This window comes from Dyella sp. NPDC103356, from assembly GCF_055584465.1.
Map to the genome: position 1 here is coordinate 61909 of NZ_JBVJLZ010000002.1, position 19753 is coordinate 81661.

The following is a 19753-nucleotide window of genomic DNA, read 5'->3' on the forward strand; positions in this document are numbered from 1 at the left end:
AGAGAGTAAGTTGCGGCGACTGGTTCGTCGGTTGGATAATTTCCCGTTACGCAGGGCTGTTCCTGCTGGAATGTCTGTCATGAATCTGAACATGCTCAAGGCCAAGATCCACCGTGCCACGGTGACCCATGCCGAGCTCCATTACGAAGGCTCGATCGCGATCGACGGTCTGCTGCTCGATGCGTCGGGCATCCGCGAGTACGAGCAGATCCACTGCTGGAACATCAACAACGGCAAGCGCTTCGTCACCTATGCGCTGCGTGCCGAGGAAGGCTCGGGCATCATCTCGGTCAACGGCAGTGCCGCGCACCGCGCGCAGCCGGGCGATCTGGTCATCATTGCCGCGTTCGCCCAGTTGTCCGAAGCCGAAGTCGAGCAGTTCCAGCCGATGCTGGTGTATGTCGATGCGGACAACCGCATTTCGCATACCAATCGCTCGATTCCGAAGCAGATGGCAGCTGCCTGAGGGCGGTAAACGGTCAACAGTGAACGGTCAATGGAAGAAGCGTTGCTTTTTCTATTGACCATTTAGCGTTTACTGCTGACTCAAACGTTTTACCTTCACATCGCAACTCGTAAGATGGAGGCTTCCGTGCCACCCATCTGCGAGTCCCTATGTCTGCCGATTCGAGTTCTCCGTTTGCCGAACATGTCGAGCGTCTTTCGCGTACCCACCTGCGCGATCTGCTGAAAGACGGCGCACGTGGCGAAAGCCTGCGTTTGCGACTGGGTCCGATCCTGCTCGACCTCAGCCGGCAGAAGCTCGATGCCGAAGCGCTCGATGCGCTGGGTGCTTTTGTCGAGGCCAGCGGTTGGGAGAAGGCGCGTGATGCGATGTTCTCCGGTGAACCGATCAATACCTCGGAAAACCGCGCGGTGCTGCACACGGCCTTGCGTGCCAGCGGTTCGCGCCTGAAATCGCCGGCACCGCGCGAGGCGCTGCAGGAAATCGAGCAAACGCTGCAGCGTATCGAAAAGCTGGTCCATGCCGTCGAGCACGGCGATACCGAAAGTCTCGGTCTCGCGCCGACGATTACCGACGTGATCAACGTGGGCATCGGCGGTTCCGATCTGGGCCCGCGCCTGGCCACGCATGCGCTCAACAATTTTCATGTGCCGCGTATTCGCAGCCATTTCCTGACCAATGTCGACGGTCAGGCGGCAGCCGACCTGATGCGCGATCTCGATCCCAGGCGCACTCTTGTCATCGTGGTTTCCAAGACGTTTACGACGCAGGAAACTCTGCTCAACAGCCAGGTGCTGCGCGACTGGATCGTGCGCGCCTACGAAGGCGACGAGCGCGCCACGACGCGGCATTTTCTTGCGGTCAGCTCCAACGTCAAAGCAGCCGAGACCTGGGGCATTACGGCATCGCACGTGTATCCGATGTGGGATTTCGTCGGTGGCCGCCTGTCGGTATGGTCCGCGGTCGGCCTGTCGCTTGCGATGGCGGTGGGCATGGAGAATTTCCGTGCGTTCCTTGCCGGCGCCGCCGAGGTCGACGACCATTTCCGTACCGCGCCGTGGCGACAGAACCTGCCGGTGCTGTTGTCGCTGGTCGAGTACTGGAATCGCAATGTGCTGGGCTACAGCAGCCGTGCGGTGATTCCGTATGCCGACCTGCTGGGCGATCTGACCTCGTACCTGCAGCAGCTGGAAATGGAAAGCCTCGGCAAGCAGGCCACGCCGCAAGGTGGCCACGTCAAAGGCTCGACGGTGGCCGTCGTGTGGGGCAGTGTCGGCACGAACGCACAGCACGCCTATTTCCAGGCGCTGCACCAGGGTACCGACACGGTGCCGCTCGATTTTATTGGCGTGATCAAGCCGGCGCACCATCTGCGTGCCAGCAACGATGCGCTGCTATCCAATCTGCTGGCGCAGGCCGCGGCGCTGGCCTTGGGCAAGACGTTCGACGAGGCCTTGGCCGAAGCCAAGGAGGGCGATGAGGTTGCGCGCCGTGCCTTGGCCGCACAGCGTACGTTCCCGGGTAATCGCCCCAGCAGCGTGTTCATGCTCGATGCGCTGACGCCGCATTCGCTTGGCGCACTGATTGCGTTGTACGAGCACAAGGTGTTCATGCTCGGTCACTTGTGGGGCGTCAATGCGTTCGATCAGTGGGGCGTGGAACTGGGCAAGTCGATCGCGCGGCAGATTCTGCCGGCGTTGAATGGCGATGCGAAGGAGCTGGCGGCGTTGGATTTGTCGACGCAGGCGCTTATTGGAGCCATCCAAGGCAAGCGCGAAGGCTAATAGCTATTCGGCAAACTCTTAAATAGCCCCAGTTTTTCCTACCGTCATCCCGGCGCAGGCCGGGACCCAGTGACTTCGATCTCCGGTTTTCGCGATAGGCCGGACGCTTGATGCTTTTCGCTATAACCGACCGCAAAGTCACTGGGTCCCGGCCTGCGCCGGGATGACGAGTAGGAAGGGGCGGAGTTTTCCTCACTCGTGATGCGCCGTTGCATCACGGCCGGTCGCGACTGAAGTCGCTCCTACAAAGATTTGCCGTGTTGTCGCAATGCCCACGCCACATGCTCCCGCACCATCTCCGACGGATAGTCGGCCCGCGCACGCAGCGAAGCGATCACTTCGGCAGAAGACGGCGCATTCCCCAACCCCACCGCGATATTCCGCAGCCACCCTTCAAACCCGGTGCGCCGAATCGCCATGCCCTCGGTACGCTTGAGAAACTCCTCCTCACTCCAACCGAACAGCTCCACCAGCTTGGCCCCATCCAGACTGTGCCTGGGAGCGAAGTCTGGCTCGCTGGCGTCCTGCGCGAACTTGTTCCACGGACAGATCAACTGGCAATCGTCGCAGCCGAAGATGCGGTTGCCCATCGGTGCACGCAATTCTTCCGGGATGCTGCTCTTCAACTCGATGGTGAGATAGGAAATGCAGCGACGCGCATCGAGCCGATACGGCGCGACGATCGCTTGCGTCGGACAGATATCGATACAACGTCGACAACTGCCGCAATGCGCACTGGCAGGCTTGTCGACCGGCAAGGGCAGGTCGGTATAAAGCTCGCCCAGAAAGAAGTACGAACCCGCGCGGCGATTGATCAGCACCGTGTGCTTGCCGATCCAGCCAAGCCCGGCGTTGCGCGCCAGGGCCTTTTCCAGCACCGGCGCGGAATCCACATAAGCGCGGTAACCGAAATCGCCGACCTGTTCATGGATGCGCTCGGCCAGCTTCTGCAGCCGGTTGCGCATCAGCTTGTGATAGTCGCGCCCCAGGGCATAGCGCGCGACATAGCCTGCTTCGGCATCGCCCAGTACGTCCCATGCATTGCGTGTGCCGGGCGGGACATAGTCCATGCGTACTGAAACAACGCGGATGGTGCCGGGTTCGAGTTCCTGTGGGCGGCTGCGCTTGTCGCCGTGGCGCGCCATGTAATCCATCTCGCCATGGTGGCCGTCGTCGAGCCAGCGCTTGAGATGCAGCTCGTCCTCGGTCAGGTCGGTATCGGCGATGCCCGCATCGGCAAAGCCGAGTTCCAGCGCCCAGCGCTTGATATCGCGCGCGAGCGCAGCGTAATCGCGAGAGGGCGGAGAGGAGGACATCGGGGTATTTTACGCGCTGAATGCTTGCCTCATGCCACGCGGCTTCTACAATCGCCCGATGACTTCCCAAACGCATCGCCACGCGCTTTACACGGTCGATCAGGTGCGCGCGCTGGACCAGCGTGCGATCGACGACCTGGGTATTCCCGGTTATGAGCTCATGCGCCGTGCCGCCTGGGCGGCCTTGTCCAGCTTGCGGCGTCACTGGCCCTACGCGCGTCGCATTGCCGTCTACGCGGGGCAGGGCAATAACGGCGGCGACGGGTTCCTGCTTGCCGCGTTGGCCAGCGAAGCGTCGATGCATGTCGATGTCTGGTCGGTCGGCGGTCCTTCCCATGGCGATGCCGCGCGCGCACGCGCTGCCTGCGAAGCGGCACATGTGCATGTCGTCGATGGCGATGCTCCCGATGTGCTGGCCGAGGCCGATGTCATCGTCGATGCGCTCTATGGCACCGGGCTGCGGCGCGCGCCCGAAGGCGCTACGGCGACGCTGATCGAACGGATCAATCGCAGTGGCATTCCCGTGCTGGCATTGGATGTTCCCAGTGGGCTGGATGCCGATACCGGCCAATGCCCGGGCGCGGCCATTCGCGCCGCCGTGACGGTGAGCTTTATTGCGGCCAAGCGGGGGCTCTACACCGGCAAGGCTGCTGGCCAGGTGGGTCTGCTGGAACTCGATACGCTCGGCCTGCCCGAGGAATTATGGGCGGATCGTTCGGCGTATGCCTCGTTGCTGGACGTGCACACCTTGCCGCGTCGTGCGCGCGATGCGCACAAAGGCAATAACGGCCACGTGCTGGCGATTGGCGGTGATCATGGCACCGCGGGGGCCATCCGTCTTTGTGGAGAAGCCGCGCTTCGAGCCGGTGCGGGTCTGGTCAGCGTGGCGACGCAGGCCGAGAACATCATTGCCTTGAACAGTGCGCGCCCGGAACTGATGGCGCATGGCGTGCATGGCCCGCAGGCGCTGGAGCCGCTGCTTAAAAAAGCCAGCGTGCTTGCGGTAGGCCCGGGGCTGGGTCAGGCGGGTTGGGGGCATGCGATGTGGCTGACCGCGCTGGAGGCCGGCAAACCGCTGGTGCTCGATGCCGACGGCTTGAACCTGCTGGCGCTGGAGCCACGTCGCTTCGAGCAAGCGGCGGTGATGACACCGCATCCTGGCGAGGCAGCGCGTTTGCTCGGCATCTCCACTCGGGAGATCGAGGCTGACCGTTATGCCGCGGTAACCCAACTGGCCACGCGCTATAACGCGGTTGCCGTGCTCAAGGGCGCAGGCAGTCTGATTGCCGCACCGGATGGACGTCTAGCCGTCTGTCCCTGGGGCAATCCCGGTATGGCCAGCGGTGGCATGGGCGACCTCCTGACCGGCGTGATTGCCGCCCTGCTGGCCCAGGGCCTCGATGCCTGGGAAGCGGCCTGCCTCGGTGTCGGACTGCACGCGCGTGCTGGCGATGCGGCGGCACAGGAGGGCGAGCGCGGCTTGATCGCCAGCGATCTGCTTGGGCCGATCCGGCGCCTTTTGAACGAGAACGCCGCATGAGTCGCTGGTCGGTGGATCTACCCGACGAAGCCGCCACCATCGCCCTGGCCGAACAGGTCGCGGCGGTCATGGCCGAAGGCTTGGTCATCTATCTGCATGGCGATCTGGGCGCGGGCAAGACCAGTTTCGCCAGAGCCCTGTTGATGGCGCTCGGGGTCGGCGAGCGCGTCAAGAGTCCGACCTACAGTCTGGTCGAGTCCTATCGTTTGCCCGAACGCACGGCCTGGCACCTGGACCTGTATCGGATTGCCGATCCTGGTGAACTGGAGTGGCTCGGGTTGGACGCGCTCTCCGATCCGGCAGCCCTGGTGCTGGTGGAGTGGCCGGAGCGTGGTGCGGGTGCGTTGCCGGCGGCCGATCTGCAGATTGACCTGGCTTATGCGGGATTGGGTCGTAAGGCGGCGTTCAGCGCGCTGACATCGCGTGCTGCGGCGCTACTGACGCGAATGGGAAAGGTTTAAGTCTTTGTTTGGTCTGGTTAATTTTTGATGCCTTCATGCTTTTCGCCGCCAATTCGATAGCTTCGTTTACAGCCCAAAGCTGGACGTCACCTGACGAAAAGCTTGCAGGTTATGGATAATCAAGGGAAAAGGGGCTTGTGTTCAGCGAAACGCTGCGCTTCAATACCGCCCTATGAGGGGATACCGCGCCGTATGTTGCCTAATCACCAGCTTCGCCATCCTGGCGAGCCTGCCCTTTGGTGTGTCCAAAGCGGCTGATGTGAAGTCGGCCCGCGTCTGGGCTGGGCCGGAATACACCCGCCTGGTGCTGGATCTGTCCGGCCCGGTGACCTACAAGATCGATCAGGACAGTGGCCAGGTCGTGCTGAATCTGCCGAGCAGTGCACTCGCCGGTGGATTTGTCTCGCCCAAGGCCCAGGGCCTGTACAAGGGCCTGGGCAGCGATAGCCAGGGCAGCCGGTTGCTGCTGACCGCCAAGGTCGACCCTGATAGCCGCGCCAAGAGCTTTGTCATCAAGCCGTCCGCCGATGCCAAGGATTACCGCCTGGTGGTCGACCTGTATCCAGGCAAAGGAAATCAGGGCAAGGGAAGCGCCGGCAGCAGCAAGACCGCGCCGGTCGACGACGATGACGATTCGGCACCGGTCGCCGACGCCGCGCCATCTGTTCCGCCACCGACGGTAACGCCGAGCAAGTCCGGCGGCCGCAATAGCGTCAAATCCAGTCAGAGCGGTATGGCCTCCACGCGCCAGGCCGCGGCGTTGCTCAACGGTAGCCGCAAGGTCGTGGTGGCGATCGATGCCGGCCACGGCGGCAAGGATCCGGGTTCGCACGGTCCGGGCGGCACCTTGGAGAAGAACGTGACGCTGGCGGTCGCCAAGGAGCTGGCCGATCAGATCAATCGCCAGCCCGGCATGAAGGCCGTGCTGACGCGCGATGGCGACTATTTCATCCCGCTGGCGCAGCGCTACAAGATCGCGCGCGAGAACAACGCGGACATGTTCGTCTCGATTCACGCCGACGCGTACACCAGCTCCGACGCGCGCGGCTCGTCCGTGTGGGTGCTGTCGCCGCGTGGCAAGACCAACGAAGCGGCGCGCTGGCTGGCCGATCGCGAAAACCGCGCGGACTTGATCGGCGGCGTGTCGCTGGACGATAAGGACGATAGCCTGGCTGCGGTGTTGCTCGATCTGCAGCAGGGTTACGCCATGCAGGCCAGCGAATCGATCGCCGGTAACGTATTGAAGGCATTGGGGTCGCTGGGCCCGACGCATCGTGGTTATGTCGAGCGCGCGAACTTTGTCGTGCTGCGTTCGCCGGATGTGCCCTCGATCCTGGTCGAGACGGCCTTCATCAGCAATCCGGTGGAAGAGCGCAAGCTGCGCGATCCGACGCATCAATCGCGCCTGGCCGAAGCGGTCATGGGTGGCGTGCGCAACTACTTCGAAGCCACGCCGCCGCCCGGTAGCTGGTTTGCCGCTCAGGCGGCCCGCAGAGCAGGGGTGCAGGTCGCTTCCACGAGCGGTTCCGACAATGCCGCTGCCGATGATGACGACGACAGCAGCAAGTCGCCGGCCCCGTCCAGCAAGACCATGGTTGCCAGCGCCAGCAAGGACGAAGACGTGCGCGATCTGCACAAGGTCGAGCGCGGCGAGAGCCTGCGCAGCATAGCGCGCCAGTATGGCGTCAGTATCAGCGCGCTCAAGAGCGCCAATCGTCTCACCAGCGATGCGTCTGTGCGCACCGGCATGGTGCTGGCGATCCCCTCCAGCTAAGCACGGTCTAGCCCTCATCGGGTTCAAGCTCTAAGCTTGCCCGATGTCTGCCATACGCCCGCTTCCGCCTGAACTGATCAACCAGATTGCCGCCGGCGAGGTGATCGAACGTCCTTCGTCCGTGGTCAAGGAACTGGTGGAAAACAGCCTCGATGCAGGCGCCACCCGTATCGAAGTCGATATCGAGCAGGGTGGTGCACGCCTGATCCGCGTACGCGATGACGGCGGCGGTATTCCCAAGGACGAACTGCCGCTGGCGGTGGCATCGCATGCCACCAGCAAGATTGGCAGTTTCGACGATCTGGAGCACGTCGCCAGCATGGGTTTTCGCGGCGAGGCTTTGGCCTCCGTGTCGTCGGTGGCACGCTTTGCGCTGACCTCGCGCGCGCGCGGCGAAGACGCGGCGTTTCGCATCGAAGTCGATGGCGGCAAGCTGCAAGCGGCGCGGCCGGCACAGCATCCGCAAGGCAGCAGCGTCGAGGTACGCGATCTCTTCTACAACGTGCCGGCACGACGCAAATTTCTCCGCGCCGAGCGCACCGAGTTTGCGCATATCGATGACTTGCTCAAGTCGCTGGCGTTGGCGCGCAGCAAGGTCGAGTTCCGCCTGAGTCACAACGGCAAGCCGGTGCGCATGCTCAAGGCAGCACGCGACGAAAACGCCGCCTTGCAACGCGTGGCCGAAGTCTTGGGCGAGGAGTTCCCGGCGCAAAGCCTGCGTATCGATCACGCGGCGGCGGGCCTGCATCTTTCTGGTTGGGTCGGTTTGCCGACGGCATCGCGGTCCCAGGCCGATTCGCAATATTTCTACGTCAACGGCCGCCTCGTGCGCGACCGCATCGTAGCGCACGCGGTGCGGCAGGCCTATGCCGACGTGCTGTTCCATGGCCGGCACGCTGCTTTCGTGCTGTATCTGGAACTGGATCCGGCTGGCGTCGACGTCAACGTGCATCCGGCCAAGAGCGAAGTGCGCTTCCGCGAGCAACGGCTGGTGCACGATTTCCTGTTTCGTACCCTGCACGAAGCGTTGGCGCAGACGCGTGCCGGCCAGGTGGTGACGAACGCGCAATCGAGCGATGGCGTATTGGCGATGGCGTCGACGACACAAGCTGCATACGCCAATCCCATGCCGGTGCGAACCTCGACACCCGCGTGGTCCGGGCAATTCAGCCAGAACCGGTTGAACCTCGGGGTGCGCGACGAACCCTTGGCTGACTACGCTGCATTGCTGGGCCAGCCGGGCAATGCGCCGGTGGCCGCCGCCATGCCGTTACCCGAAACGGAAGAGGGCGACGCGCCGCCGCTGGGCTTCGCGATCGCGCAGCTGAAAAACATCTACATCCTCGCGGAAAATGCGCAGGGTCTGGTGCTGGTCGACATGCATGCAGCACACGAGCGCATTACCTATGAAAAGCTGAAGACGGGGCGCGCTTACAGCAATCTGCGTTCGCAGTTGTTGCTGGTGCCGTTGCAGGTCTCGGTCAGCGCCAAGGAAGCCGCCGCCGCGGAAGAACATGCCGACGCTCTTGCCGAGTGGGGTCTGGAGCTTTCGCGCAGCGGCCCGTCCGGCGTGGTGGTGCGGCGCATTCCCGCCTTGCTCGAAGGCGCGGATGTAGCGCAGCTCTGCCGCGATGTGCTCGGAGAGCTTGCTCAACATGGCAGCTCCCGGCGCCTGCAGGAGCTCGAAAACGAACTGCTTTCGACCATGGCCTGTCATGGCTCGGTGCGCGCTGGCCGCCGTCTGAGCGTGCCCGAGATGAACGCGTTGCTGCGTGAGATGGAGGCGACCGAGCGCTCCGGGCAATGCAACCACGGCCGTCCCACCTGGACCCAGCTCAGCCTGGGTGAGTTGGACCGCCTGTTCATGCGAGGCCGCTGAAGGCTTGCGTTCTGGATTTGGACGTCCATACTGCAAAACGTCCATCTCACCGGTGTCCGCCATGCTAGGTCGATTTCTGTTTGGGTTTGGTTTGAGTCTTGGAGTGGTTACTGTGCACGCCGAAAATACCGTGTCGCTGTCTGACGCCTCTGCCGCCGAGGTGACGAAACAGGTCGAGCAATGGAAGCAGGGGCGCCTGCAGCGCCTTACCGCGCCGGACGGCTGGCTTAGCCTGGTCGGGCTGGAATGGCTGCACCCGGGCGCCAACCGGGTAGGCAGCGCCAGCGACAACGACATCGTGCTGAAAGTCGGCCCGGCGCACCTGGGCGTGGTCACCCTGGCCACCGATGGCACGGTCAAGATCGTGCTGGCCAAGGACAGTGGTGCCACTATCGATGGCAAGCCAACACAAGAGTCGACACTGGTCGACGATATCCAGGCCGGTGAAAACGGTCATCCGACGACGATCGCCTTTGGTACCGCGAATTTCTACGTGATCGAGCGCGATGGTCGCAAAGGGCTGCGCGTCAAGGATGCGGACGCGGCAACGCGCAAACACTTCCTGGGGCTGGACTATTACCCCATCGACCCGTCCTGGCGCATCGTTGCCGACTGGGTGCCGTTCGATCCGCCGCACAAGCTGGAGATCGGTTCGGTGCTGGGTACCATCGACAAGGTCGACGTGCCGGGCAAGGCCGTCTTCAAGCGCGACGGTCATACTTTCGAACTGCTGCCGTATCAGGAAGAGCCGGGCGGCGAGCTGTTCTTTGTGCTGGCCGACCGCACGTCAGGCAAGGAAACCTACGGCGCTGCGCGTTTCCTCTACGCCGCGCTGCCGAAAGACGGCAAGGTGATCCTGGATTTCAATCGCGCCTACAACCCGCCGTGTGCCTTCACCGAATACGCGACCTGTCCGCTGGCACCGCCGGAGAATCGGTTGGATGTCGCGGTGACCGCGGGCGAGAAGAAGTACCGCGGCTCAGAGCACTGAAACCTCGAGCTATCCTGATTTTGTAGGAGCGGTTTCAGTTGCGATGTCATGGTTACGTCACGGCATATCGTGGCTAAAAGGCACCTCGAATAACCTCAGTTTTTGTCGTCATTCCGGCGAAGGCCGGAATCCATTCCTCAGCTTAGATACTCGCCACATGCTGCCTGACAAGCGGCAACTGAGGAGTGGATCCCGGCCTTCGCCGGGATGACGAATAGGTAAGGTTTTTAGAGGTTCCCTGAAGTCGATCCTACAAACTAGCCAGGTCTTCGGAGGTTAGCTCTCAGCGCCCCTTGAACTCCGCCTTGCGCTTCTCCAGGAACGCCGTCGTCCCCTCGCGCATATCGTCGGTCGAGAAAGCCAGTGCAAACGCTTGGGTCTCGAACTCAAGTCCTTGATCGATCACGGTCTCGCCGCCTTGCAGGATGGCATCGAGAATGCCGGCGGCGGCTAGCGGCGCGGCGGCGGCCAGTTGATCGGCCATCGCATTGACCGTGTCGTCCAGTGCCTCGGGCACAACGACGCGGTTGACCACGCCCAGTTCATAGGCGCGCTGCGCGTTGATCGGCGCACCCAGCAGGCACAGCTCGAGTGCCGCGGCGCGTCCGGCCAATCGCAGCAGGCGTTGCGTGCCCCCGAAGCCCGGAATCAGCCCCAGATTGATTTCCGGTTGGCCAAATCTGGCTTTTTCGCTGGCCACGCGCAGATGACAAGCCATCGCCAGCTCCATGCCGCCGCCCAGGGCAAAACCCTGCACGCGTGCGATTACCGGTTTGCCTAGGCGCTCGATGCTGCTCATCAGGCGTTGCCCCGCACGCGAAAATCCCTGCGCCTGCACCGGTGTGTATCCGTTCATTTCGGCAATGTCGGCACCGGCCACGAATGCTTTCTCACCCGCACCGGCCAATACCACGACACGCACGGCATCGTCCTGCGCAGCCTGGGCAAAGGCCAGGGTCAACTCGTTGAGCGTCTCGCGATTGAGCGCATTGAGTTTGTCCGGGCGGTTGACGACGATATGGCGCACCGCGCCGCGGTTGCTGATTTCCAGGTTGCGATAGGCCATGGCAAGTTGTCCGGTAGATAAAGCGCAATATTATCAGCGGGAACCTTTGCGGCGGCCCGCTTTCTTATGCCTGATCCGGGCGCTGGATGCGTACGGGCATGGTAAGGTTCGCGAGTTGCGACGGAGGATGGCATGACATATTGGCGTTGGTTGGCTCTGGGCATGCTTTTGCTGGCAAGTCTGGCGCATGCGCAGAATCGCGCCGCCGCGCCCGGTCCGGCTCCCGTGAAGCTGGACAAGAACAAGCTTTCCTATGCGATCGGTTACCAGATCGGCAGCCAGTTCGCTGGCGGCGATCCGGATGTCGATATCGCCACGCTGCAGAAAGCCATTCAGGACGCCTATAACAAGCGTCCGCCCGCGGTGCCGATGCTCGACATGCATCGCCAGTTGCAGGCACTCGACAGTCAGGCTCACGATCAGGCTGTTGCCGAATTCAAGCGCATAGCGGCATCGAACGCCCGCAAGAGCGCGGACTTCCTCGAGCGCAATGCCAAGCAGTCGGGCGTGGTGCAATTGCCCTCCGGCATTCAGTACCAGGTATTGAAGAAGGGCGACGGTAGCGCCAGCCCGGTGGTGACCAGCATGGTCACGGTCAACTACCGCGGCATGCTGATCGACGGCACCGAGTTCGATAGCACCTGGGCCCGTGGCGCCCCGGTCAGCTTCATGGTCGACAAGGTCATTCGCGGCTGGCAGGACGTGATCCCGCGCATGCACGTGGGCGACCGCTGGAAGGTCGTGATCCCGCCGAATCTCGCCTATGGCGAAGGCGGTGCCTTGCCGCGTATCGGGCCGAACGAGGCCCTGGTGTTCGAAATCGAGCTACTCGAAATCAAGCAGCCCTGATACGGGGCTGCTCTCGCACCGCAGCGTTTGGTCGGAGGCGACCTGAGCTAATATATGAGGCTCATGTCGAACGATTCCGCCCCCCTCATTACACCTCCGCTAAGCCCCTGCATCGGCATCTGCCGGCTGGATTTTCGCGGCTATTGCGAAGGTTGCCTGCGCAGCGGCGATGAGATCGCGCGCTGGCGTGGCATGGACGATGCCGAGCGCCTGCGCTATATGCGTGAGATTCTTCCCGCGCGGCGGCTCGATTGATGGGGCCGACGTGGCCCGAGCTGGAAGGCGCATTACTGCCGCTGTCGCAACCACCGACAGGGCCAGGCTGGAACCACGCCGAAATGGCCGATCTGCTGGGCGAAGGCGAGCGCCGTCCGGCTGCCGTACTGGTGGCCCTGCGAGAAAGCGTCGAGCCGCGATTGATCCTGACCGTGCGTACCGATCATTTGCAGTCGCATGCCGGGCAGGTGGCGTTTCCCGGCGGCAGCATGGATTCGGACGATCGCGATGCCGTGCATACGGCCTTGCGTGAGGCGCACGAAGAAATCGGTCTCGATCCGACGCTCGTTACACCCATGGGTTACCTCGACGGTTTCGAAACGATCAGCGGGTTTCGTGTCACGCCGGTGGTGGCGCGCGTGTCCGCCGATGCGCCGGTGTATGCCGCCCCGGATGAGGTGGCGGATATCTTTGAAGTGCCGTTATCGTTCTTTCTGGAGCCGGCCAACCTGCGGCGCTACACCATGGATTTTCGTGGCCATCGTCGCGCCATGGTGGAATTCACGCACGGTGGTTACCGCATCTGGGGCGCGACAGCGGCCATGTTGCTGAATCTGCTGACGAGGCTGGGGCGCGTATGACTTTGCACACAACGTTGATTTCGGTCGACGAGCTGGCCGCATTGGCGGCCGAGAGTGTACTGATCGTCGATTGCCGTACCGACCTGGCCGATCGCAGCAAGAGCGAGCAGGCTTATCGCGAGGGACACATCCCCGGCGCTGTCTATGCCAGCCTCGAAGACGACCTGTCTGATCTTTCGCGCATTCCGCAAGGTCTGGGGCGTCATCCGTTGCCGATGGAATCCGCGTTCAGCACGCTGCTATCGCGTTGGGGCTGGCAGCCCGGCATGCAGGTGGTTGCCTATGACAGCGCCGGTGGTGCCTTAGCCGCCGCGCGTCTGTGGTGGATGCTGCGCCTCGTCGGCGTACGCGATGTTGCCGTGCTCGATGGCGGTTATCAGGCGTGGCTGGCCGCGGGCAAGCCGGTGGAAACGAAGGTGCAGGAGCGTGTGGCGAGTAACGTCTCGGTGCGTTACGACCCGGCGCAGGTGTTGTTTGAATACGACGCTTCGGATCGCTCCGGCGCATTGCTGATCGACGCGCGCGCCAATCCGCGTTTCCGCGGCGATGTCGAGCCGCTCGATCCGGTGGCAGGACATGTGCCCGGTGCGCGCAATCGTCCTTATGGCGATAACCTCGACGAGCAGGGACGCTTCAAGCCCGCTGCAACATTGCGCGAGGAGTTTCGCTCCATACTCGGCGACAGCACGGCCGACCGGGTCGTGCATATGTGCGGTTCGGGTGTAACGGCCTGCCATAACCTGCTGGCCATGGAGCATGCCGGTCTGCACGGTGCGCGCCTGTACGCGCCTTCGTGGAGCGGCTGGGTCAGTGACCGCAGCCGCCCGGTGGCCAAGGGCGACTAGCCTTTGTTCTTCAGTCGCGCGACCAGTGCCTGCAGAACGGCCTGGGTCTGCGGATGGAAGAAGCCATCGATAAAGTCGTTCAACGGCAGAGCGTCGACGTCGGCATAGGCGGTACTCAGATCGGCGCGTGCGGTCGCTCGTGTGGCAAGCATGGCGAGCGATGGGAGCGCCAGCACGTCGCTCAGCCAATGCAGCGCACGCGGCACTACTTGTTCGACCGCGGTCAGCTCATCGACAAATCCATAGCTCAGTGCTTGTTCCGAATCGATCATCGCGCCGACCATCAGCAGACGTTCCGCGCGATACGCGCCCACGACACGGCGCAATGCCAGCTGGATGCATTCCGGCACGGACAGGCCCACCTGTACTTCGTTCAAGCCGATGCGGAACGGGCCGTTTGCCATGATGCGGTAGTCGCAGAACAGCGAGAGCACCGCGCCGCCAGCGGGGCTGTGGCCGGTAATGGCCGCAACCACCGGAACGGGGGAACGCGCCAGGCGCGCGCAAACGGTAAAGAAGGCATGCCAGTAGGTACGAATGTCCTCGCGCTCGCGACCGAGCAGCGACGGTACGTCTACGCCGGCGGAAAACATGCCTTGCGCGCCGGACAGCACGATGCCGCGTGCGCCATCGGCTACGGCGCGATCCAACGCATCGCGCAGAGCATGCAGCAGTTCCAGATTCAGTGCGTTGACCGGCGGTCGCGCGAGATTGATTTCGACGATGGCGTCGTGGGCGATGATGTTGAGCATGGCACGGCCTGGAGGCGGGAGAGGGAAGATGCCATTGGCCGATAAAATGGGGCGGGATGCAACAGGCGGTGCAGCAAGGGTTTGTTTCAAACGGGAGTGGAGACGTGCCGTTCGTGAGTCGTCCGTGACTCACTCGTGACCCACCTAGTCGTCATTCCGGCGTAGGCCGGAACCCAGTGGGCTCAGTTGTGGGTTTTCGCGAACACATCCAAGAGTGATGAGGCGGCGACGCGACAACCGATTACCGAAGTCACTGGGTTCCGGCCTGCGCCGGAATGACGACTAGGTGGGGCCGACGTTTCGTTATTGCGGCTTGATATCAGCCGCCCACTGATAACGTACCGAATATTCCAGCGTAGCGTTGCCATGCGCAGGCACTTCGACTCGGAAATCCAGCGTGTCCGGCGATTGCTTGCTCGGCTTGGCTGACGACGAAGTCACCGTCCATTCGCGCCAACGACTGGGACGTTCGCGCACCGTGATCGTGCGCGCGCTGTCCCCGGCATTGCTCAGGTCGATCTTGAACGATTCATCCATCGTGCGTGCGGCTTGATCCACTTTGAATGCGGTGCGCTCGCGTTTCGCCGTGAGGTCGAACGCCTGCCCCAATGTGATGGTGGCATCCTGCCCTTTGGCGGTGTCATTGATGCGGCCTTCACCGATTACCTGTGGCGTACCGCTACGGTCTGCAGTCAGGACGCGCAGGAAGCCGGCGGGCAGGCTGTCGAAGGCCTTGATCTGCACTGTGCTTATAACGTTGCCGCCGTCGCTCATCAGATCCGGTGAAATGTACGGCTGCGGAGGATGCCATCCGCGGTTACCCGATTCGTAGAGTGCTGTCTGCTCGCAATCGATCGTGCGCGTGGCATACAGCGGCGATTGCGTCACGCTGCCATCGGGCAGATCGATGCTGCCGGGCAAGGTGTAGCTGCGGTAATCAGCCAGCGTGGCTTGCTCGGGCATCGCATCCATCGCGGCCATCGGCGCCGGAGCCGCCTTGGCCATCATGTACGCACGTGGTGCCGACGGTTTGTTCAAATTCGGCTCGCCGGCGATCAACGTCAGCTTGAGGCCGTTCCAGTCGCGGCCGCTGCGGTTTGCAATGCTGGCACGCGCTTCGAAACGCATCTTGCAACTGCTACCCGGTTGCAAGGTACCAATATAAGACGCACGCCAACCCAGGCCCGAAGTAGGGTAGCTAAGCACGGCATCGGCCTTCCCGGCGCGCTCGCTCTGTACCCGAACCTGCAACACGGACCCTGGCGTCATATCGCCGTTTCCGAGAATACCCGCATAGTTGCGGATCAAGGCTGTGCCTTGAGGGCCTTTGATCAGCAGCCCGTTGTTGGCGCTGATCAGGGTGCCGCTGATCATGGGTTTGCCATCGGGACCCAGCACCGAGATATCTTTGCCGACCAGGCTGCCGGCAATCGCGTCCTGGCCCTGGCCGAGAATCAGCCGCTGCGAAATCACCTTCGCGCCGCCATCGATCGACAGCGACAGGCCTTCGGTATCGAGGAACTGCGGTAGGCCGCTCAGGCTGACGTCTTGCACGCCGCTTTTCAGATCCAGCGCGCGCGGCTCACGTGCCACGGCGTAACCGGACGAGACGCTGCCATTGTTGTCGGCACTGAAAAGCGAACTGTCGTCGCTGCGATAAAGCGTCAACTCGGTATGGTCAAGTGTCGCGGCGGCAGCCTGGCCGGCGAAAGCGGTGGCGCAGGCAAGGGCGAGCAGGGAGGGGGAGGGGCGGCGCATGGGGCGAACTCCTTTCGTGGGATCCGCACCGATCTTACCCATATCGCATGAAGCTGCGGCATCCGTGCCGCAGCTTCGATCAACCCCAAACGGGGTTCTGTGCGTTATGCCGCCGCGCTATCGCGAACGACTTGCGGCAGCGGCACGGATTTGCCGGTCTGCGGGTTCATCCACACCATCACCACATGGCCGTCGCAATAGATACGCTCGCTGTCGCTCGCGTCGACAATGCGGTGGCCGATGACCATCGAGGTATTGCCCAGGCGTTGTCTGAAGAGTTGCACGCGGACCTGTGCCGGCCACTCGATCGGCCGGCGATAGTTGACTTCGCTGGCCGCCATCACGGGTGCGGCCTGTGCATTCATCCACTCGCCCGGCAGTTGCTGCAGCCACTGCAAACGGGCTTCTTCCAGATAGGTGAGATAGTTGGAGTTGTTGACGTGGTTGAACGCATCGAGATCGCGCCAACGGACGCTGATGTCCGCCTCGATCAATGCGACGGTGGGTGCGCTGTCCACGATGGTACCGGTCGAACTCATGCTTTCTTTTTCCGTGCCTTTGGCTTTCTGATTTCAAGATGCGGCGCCAGGAAGCGGCCCGTATGCGAGTTGGGTGTTTCCGCGACGACTTCCGGCGTGCCCGATACCAGGATGCGCCCACCGCCGCCACCGCCTTCGGGGCCTAGGTCGACGATCCAGTCGGCGGTCTTGATCACGTCGAGGTTGTGCTCGATGACCACCACGGTATTGCCCTGGTCGACCAGTTGATGCAGCACGTCGAGCAATTGCTCGATATCGTGGAAATGCAGGCCGGTGGTCGGTTCGTCGAGGATGTACAGGGTGCGGCCCGTATCGCGCTTGGACAGCTCCTTGGACAACTTGACGCGCTGCGCCTCGCCGCCGGACAACGTGGTCGCGCTCTGGCCGAGCTTGATGTAATCCAGGCCGACCGCACGCAAGGTATCGAGCTTGCGCGCGATGGTCGGCACGTTCTCGAACAGCTTCAGTGCGTCTTCCACAGTCATGCCGAGCACGTCGGAAATGGTGTGGCCCTTGTACAGAATCTCCAGCGTCTCGCGGTTGTAACGCTTGCCGTGGCAGACGTCGCAAGGCACGTAGACGTCGGGGAGAAAGTGCATCTCCACCTTGATCATGCCGTCGCCTTCGCACGCCTCGCAGCGGCCGCCGCGCACGTTGAAGCTGAAGCGGCCCGGCGTGTAGCCGCGCGAGCGTGCCTCGGGCACCTGCGCGAACATCTCGCGCAGCGGCGTGAACAGGCCGGTATACGTGGCCGGGTTCGAGCGTGGCGTGCGGCCGATCGGCGACTGGTCGATGTCGACAACCTTGTCGAACAGCTCCAGCCCTTCGATCGATTTGTACGGCGCCGGTTGCGCACTGGAACCGTTCAATTCGGCGGCGGCCAGACGGAACAAGGTGTCGTTGATCAGGGTGGACTTGCCCGAACCCGAGACGCCGGTGACGCAGGTAAACAGGCCCGCGGGGATATCCAGGTTCACGTTCTTCAGGTTATTGCCGCTGGCACCTTTCAGATGCAGCCACGAGTCCTTGTCCGTCTGTTCGCGGCGTTCCTGCGGTACTTCGATCGCACGCTTGCCGGAGAGGTACTGACCGGTGACCGAGCGTGGCGAGTTGAGGATGTCCTTCATGCTGCCTTGCGCGACGATTTCACCGCCATGCACGCCGGCACCGGGGCCGATGTCGAGCACATGGTCGGCGGCGCGAATGGCGTCCTCGTCGTGTTCCACCACGATGACCGTGTTGCCAAGGTCACGCAGCCGCGTGAGCGTGCCGAGCAGGCGCTCGTTGTCGCGCTGATGCAGGCCGATCGACGGTTCGTCCAGCACATACATCACGCCGACCAGGCCGGCGCCGATCTGCGATGCCAGGCGGATGCGCTGGGCTTCGCCGCCGGACAAGGTGTCGGCCTGGCGATCCAGCGTGAGGTAGTTGAGGCCGACGTCGTTGAGGAAGGTCAGGCGTTCGCGAATTTCCTTGACGATCTTCACCGCGATCTCGCCGCGCCAGCCGGCCAGCTTCAGCGCATCGAAGAAAACCAGCGTGTCGTCGATCGAGCGTGAAGTCAGCGAAGGCAGCGCGTGGTCGGCAACGAACACGTTGCGCGCCGAGCGGTTCAGGCGCTGGCCGCCGCAGTCGGGGCAGGGATGATCGCTGATGTACTTGGCCAGCTCTTCGCGTACGGCTGGTGATTCGGTTTCTTTGTAGCGGCGTTCGAGATTGGGGAGGATGCCTTCGAAGGCATGCTCGCGCGTGACCTTGCCGCCGCGCTCGGTGAGGTAGCGGAAGGCGATCTTGTCCTTGCCGCTGCCGTAAAGCACTGCCTGCTGGACCGTATTGGACAGCTTCTGCCACGGCGTATCGACATCGAAGCCGTAGTGGTTGGCCAGCGACATGATCAACTGGAAATAGTGCGCGTTACGCCGGTCCCAGCCACGCACCGCGCCGCCGGAAAGCGGCAGCTCCGGGTGGCCGACCACGCGCGACGGGTCGAAGACCTGGGTCACGCCCAGGCCGTCGCAGGTCGGGCAGGCGCCGACCGGCGAATTGAACGAGAACAGGCGCGGTTCCAGTTCCGGTAGCGAGTAATCGCATACCGGGCAGGAGTAGCGCGACGACATCAATTGTTCCGGCGCCTTCGGATCGTCCATGTCCGCCAGGATCACCAAGCCATCGCCAAGCCGCAGTGCGGTCTCGAACGATTCGGCCAAGCGCTGCTTGATGTCTTCACGCGGACGGAAACGGTCGATCACCGCTTCGATGGTGTGCTTCTGGCGCAAGGTCAGCGGCGGCACCGCATCGAGATCGAACACCGTGCCGTCGACGCGCGCGCGCACGAAACCCTGGGCGCGCAATTGCTCGAACACCTGCACATGTTCGCCCTTGCGCTCGCGGATCACCGGCGCCAGCAGCATGAAGCGCTTTTCCGGGTCGAGCGCGAGGGTGGAGTCGACCATCTGGCTGACCGTCTGGGCTTCCAGCGGGATGCCGTGATCGGGGCAGCGCGGGGTGCCCACGCGTGCATACAGCAGGCGCAGGTAGTCGTAGACCTCGGTAATGGTGCCGACGGTCGAGCGCGGGTTGTGCGAGGTGGACTTCTGCTCGATCGAGATCGCCGGGGACAGGCCTTCGATGTGATCGACTTCCGGCTTTTCCATCATGGAGAGGAATTGCCGCGCATAGGCCGACAGCGATTCGACATAGCGTCGCTGCCCCTCGGCGTAGATGGTGTCGAACGCCAGCGACGACTTGCCCGAGCCGGAAAGGCCGGTGATGACGATCAGCTTGTCACGGGGCAGGTCAAGGTCGATGTTCTTCAGATTGTGCGTGCGCGCGCCGCGTATGCGGATCGTATCCATAGCACCTGGGGTGTCGGGGGT

The 19753-nt window shown here is 62.9% G+C and carries 15 protein-coding genes and 1 pseudogene; 10 read left to right on the top strand and 6 right to left on the bottom strand.

Annotation, left to right across the window (positions count from 1 at the left end; genetic code table 11):
• The first annotated feature begins 79 nt into the window (after positions 1-79).
• Positions 80-466: an aspartate 1-decarboxylase gene (gene panD, locus ACZ6WW_RS03860; RefSeq protein ID WP_281848114.1), complete on the top strand. Its 387-nt coding sequence runs from the start codon at positions 80-82 to the stop codon at positions 464-466.
• A gap of 149 nt (positions 467-615) precedes the next feature.
• Positions 616-2250: a glucose-6-phosphate isomerase gene (gene pgi / locus ACZ6WW_RS03865; RefSeq protein ID WP_465273053.1), complete on the top strand. Its 1635-nt coding sequence runs from the start codon at positions 616-618 to the stop codon at positions 2248-2250.
• Between the two features lie 242 nt (positions 2251-2492).
• On the opposite strand, the gene queG is transcribed toward pgi, so the two are convergent.
• Positions 2493-3566, bottom strand: a complete 1074-nt coding sequence (queG, locus tag ACZ6WW_RS03870; RefSeq protein ID WP_465273054.1) for a tRNA epoxyqueuosine(34) reductase QueG — start codon at positions 3564-3566, stop codon at positions 2493-2495.
• 58 nt (positions 3567-3624) lie between these two features.
• On the opposite strand from queG, the gene ACZ6WW_RS03875 reads away from it, so the two are divergent.
• From ACZ6WW_RS03875 to ACZ6WW_RS03895, 5 genes are all read left to right on the top strand, one after another.
• Positions 3625-5106 (top strand): NAD(P)H-hydrate dehydratase, encoded by a 1482-nt coding sequence (locus ACZ6WW_RS03875; protein ID WP_465273055.1) that lies wholly within the window; start codon positions 3625-3627, stop codon positions 5104-5106.
• Positions 5103-5567 (top strand): tRNA (adenosine(37)-N6)-threonylcarbamoyltransferase complex ATPase subunit type 1 TsaE, encoded by a 465-nt coding sequence (tsaE, locus tag ACZ6WW_RS03880; protein WP_465273056.1) that lies wholly within the window; start codon positions 5103-5105, stop codon positions 5565-5567. Before ACZ6WW_RS03875 ends, tsaE begins: the two co-directional genes overlap by 4 nt.
• A gap of 172 nt (positions 5568-5739) precedes the next feature.
• On the top strand, positions 5740-7341 hold the full coding sequence (locus tag ACZ6WW_RS03885) for an N-acetylmuramoyl-L-alanine amidase (RefSeq protein WP_465273057.1): 1602 nt from the start codon (positions 5740-5742) through the stop codon (positions 7339-7341).
• A gap of 43 nt (positions 7342-7384) precedes the next feature.
• Complete coding sequence (gene mutL / locus ACZ6WW_RS03890; RefSeq protein ID WP_465273058.1) at positions 7385-9220, top strand: DNA mismatch repair endonuclease MutL; 1836 nt, start codon at positions 7385-7387, stop codon at positions 9218-9220.
• 61 nt (positions 9221-9281) lie between these two features.
• Positions 9282-10211 carry a DUF1684 domain-containing protein gene (locus tag ACZ6WW_RS03895; RefSeq protein ID WP_465273059.1) on the top strand — a complete coding sequence of 310 codons (930 nt, stop codon included), beginning with the start codon at positions 9282-9284 and terminating at the stop codon, positions 10209-10211.
• Between the two features lie 283 nt (positions 10212-10494).
• On the opposite strand, the gene ACZ6WW_RS03900 is transcribed toward ACZ6WW_RS03895, so the two are convergent.
• Entirely contained in the window at positions 10495-11277 is a 783-nt protein-coding gene (locus ACZ6WW_RS03900) for an enoyl-CoA hydratase-related protein (RefSeq protein ID WP_465273060.1), read from the bottom strand.
• A 132-nt stretch (positions 11278-11409) separates the two neighbouring features.
• On the opposite strand from ACZ6WW_RS03900, the gene ACZ6WW_RS03905 reads away from it, so the two are divergent.
• The 3 genes and pseudogenes from ACZ6WW_RS03905 to ACZ6WW_RS03915 all read left to right on the top strand — a co-directional run bounded on the left by ACZ6WW_RS03905 (position 11410) and on the right by ACZ6WW_RS03915 (position 13828).
• Entirely contained in the window at positions 11410-12126 is a 717-nt protein-coding gene (locus ACZ6WW_RS03905; protein ID WP_465273061.1) for an FKBP-type peptidyl-prolyl cis-trans isomerase, read from the top strand.
• A gap of 54 nt (positions 12127-12180) precedes the next feature.
• A pseudogene (locus ACZ6WW_RS03910) lies at positions 12181-12983 on the top strand (CoA pyrophosphatase).
• Positions 12980-13828 (top strand): sulfurtransferase, encoded by an 849-nt coding sequence (locus ACZ6WW_RS03915; protein WP_465273062.1) that lies wholly within the window; start codon positions 12980-12982, stop codon positions 13826-13828. Before ACZ6WW_RS03910 ends, ACZ6WW_RS03915 begins: the two are co-directional and overlap by 4 nt.
• On the opposite strand, the gene ACZ6WW_RS03920 is transcribed toward ACZ6WW_RS03915, so the two are convergent.
• The 4 genes from ACZ6WW_RS03920 to uvrA form a co-directional block, all read right to left on the bottom strand.
• Positions 13825-14580 carry an enoyl-CoA hydratase/isomerase family protein gene (locus tag ACZ6WW_RS03920; protein WP_465273063.1) on the bottom strand — a complete coding sequence of 252 codons (756 nt, stop codon included), beginning with the start codon at positions 14578-14580 and terminating at the stop codon, positions 13825-13827. The genes ACZ6WW_RS03915 and ACZ6WW_RS03920 overlap by 4 nt on opposite strands.
• A 303-nt stretch (positions 14581-14883) precedes the next feature.
• Positions 14884-16338, bottom strand: coding sequence for a DUF4139 domain-containing protein (locus ACZ6WW_RS03925; RefSeq protein WP_465273064.1), 1455 nt, complete (start codon positions 16336-16338; stop codon positions 14884-14886).
• A 104-nt stretch (positions 16339-16442) separates the two neighbouring features.
• Positions 16443-16877, bottom strand: coding sequence for an acyl-CoA thioesterase (locus ACZ6WW_RS03930; protein ID WP_465273065.1), 435 nt, complete (start codon positions 16875-16877; stop codon positions 16443-16445).
• Positions 16874-19732, bottom strand: coding sequence for an excinuclease ABC subunit UvrA (uvrA, locus tag ACZ6WW_RS03935; protein ID WP_465273066.1), 2859 nt, complete (start codon positions 19730-19732; stop codon positions 16874-16876). Before uvrA ends, ACZ6WW_RS03930 begins: the two co-directional genes overlap by 4 nt.
• Positions 19733-19753: the final 21 nt, after the last annotated feature.

What these genes read in the sequence shown, in the direction of transcription:
- panD (WP_281848114.1), top strand. Translation starts at nt 80, where the DNA reads ATGAATCTGAACATGCTCAAGGCCAAGATCCACCGTGCCACGGTGACC.
- pgi (WP_465273053.1), top strand. Translation starts at nt 616, where the DNA reads ATGTCTGCCGATTCGAGTTCTCCGTTTGCCGAACATGTCGAGCGTCTT.
- queG (WP_465273054.1), bottom strand. Translation starts at nt 3,566, where the DNA reads ATGTCCTCCTCTCCGCCCTCTCGCGATTACGCTGCGCTCGCGCGCGAT.
- ACZ6WW_RS03875 (WP_465273055.1), top strand. Translation starts at nt 3,625, where the DNA reads ATGACTTCCCAAACGCATCGCCACGCGCTTTACACGGTCGATCAGGTG.
- tsaE (WP_465273056.1), top strand. Translation starts at nt 5,103, where the DNA reads ATGAGTCGCTGGTCGGTGGATCTACCCGACGAAGCCGCCACCATCGCC.
- ACZ6WW_RS03885 (WP_465273057.1), top strand. Translation starts at nt 5,740, where the DNA reads ATGAGGGGATACCGCGCCGTATGTTGCCTAATCACCAGCTTCGCCATC.
- mutL (WP_465273058.1), top strand. Translation starts at nt 7,385, where the DNA reads ATGTCTGCCATACGCCCGCTTCCGCCTGAACTGATCAACCAGATTGCC.
- ACZ6WW_RS03895 (WP_465273059.1), top strand. Translation starts at nt 9,282, where the DNA reads ATGCTAGGTCGATTTCTGTTTGGGTTTGGTTTGAGTCTTGGAGTGGTT.
- ACZ6WW_RS03900 (WP_465273060.1), bottom strand. Translation starts at nt 11,277, where the DNA reads ATGGCCTATCGCAACCTGGAAATCAGCAACCGCGGCGCGGTGCGCCAT.
- ACZ6WW_RS03905 (WP_465273061.1), top strand. Translation starts at nt 11,410, where the DNA reads ATGACATATTGGCGTTGGTTGGCTCTGGGCATGCTTTTGCTGGCAAGT.
- ACZ6WW_RS03915 (WP_465273062.1), top strand. Translation starts at nt 12,980, where the DNA reads ATGACTTTGCACACAACGTTGATTTCGGTCGACGAGCTGGCCGCATTG.
- ACZ6WW_RS03920 (WP_465273063.1), bottom strand. Translation starts at nt 14,580, where the DNA reads ATGCTCAACATCATCGCCCACGACGCCATCGTCGAAATCAATCTCGCG.
- ACZ6WW_RS03925 (WP_465273064.1), bottom strand. Translation starts at nt 16,338, where the DNA reads ATGCGCCGCCCCTCCCCCTCCCTGCTCGCCCTTGCCTGCGCCACCGCT.
- ACZ6WW_RS03930 (WP_465273065.1), bottom strand. Translation starts at nt 16,877, where the DNA reads ATGAGTTCGACCGGTACCATCGTGGACAGCGCACCCACCGTCGCATTG.
- uvrA (WP_465273066.1), bottom strand. Translation starts at nt 19,732, where the DNA reads ATGGATACGATCCGCATACGCGGCGCGCGCACGCACAATCTGAAGAAC.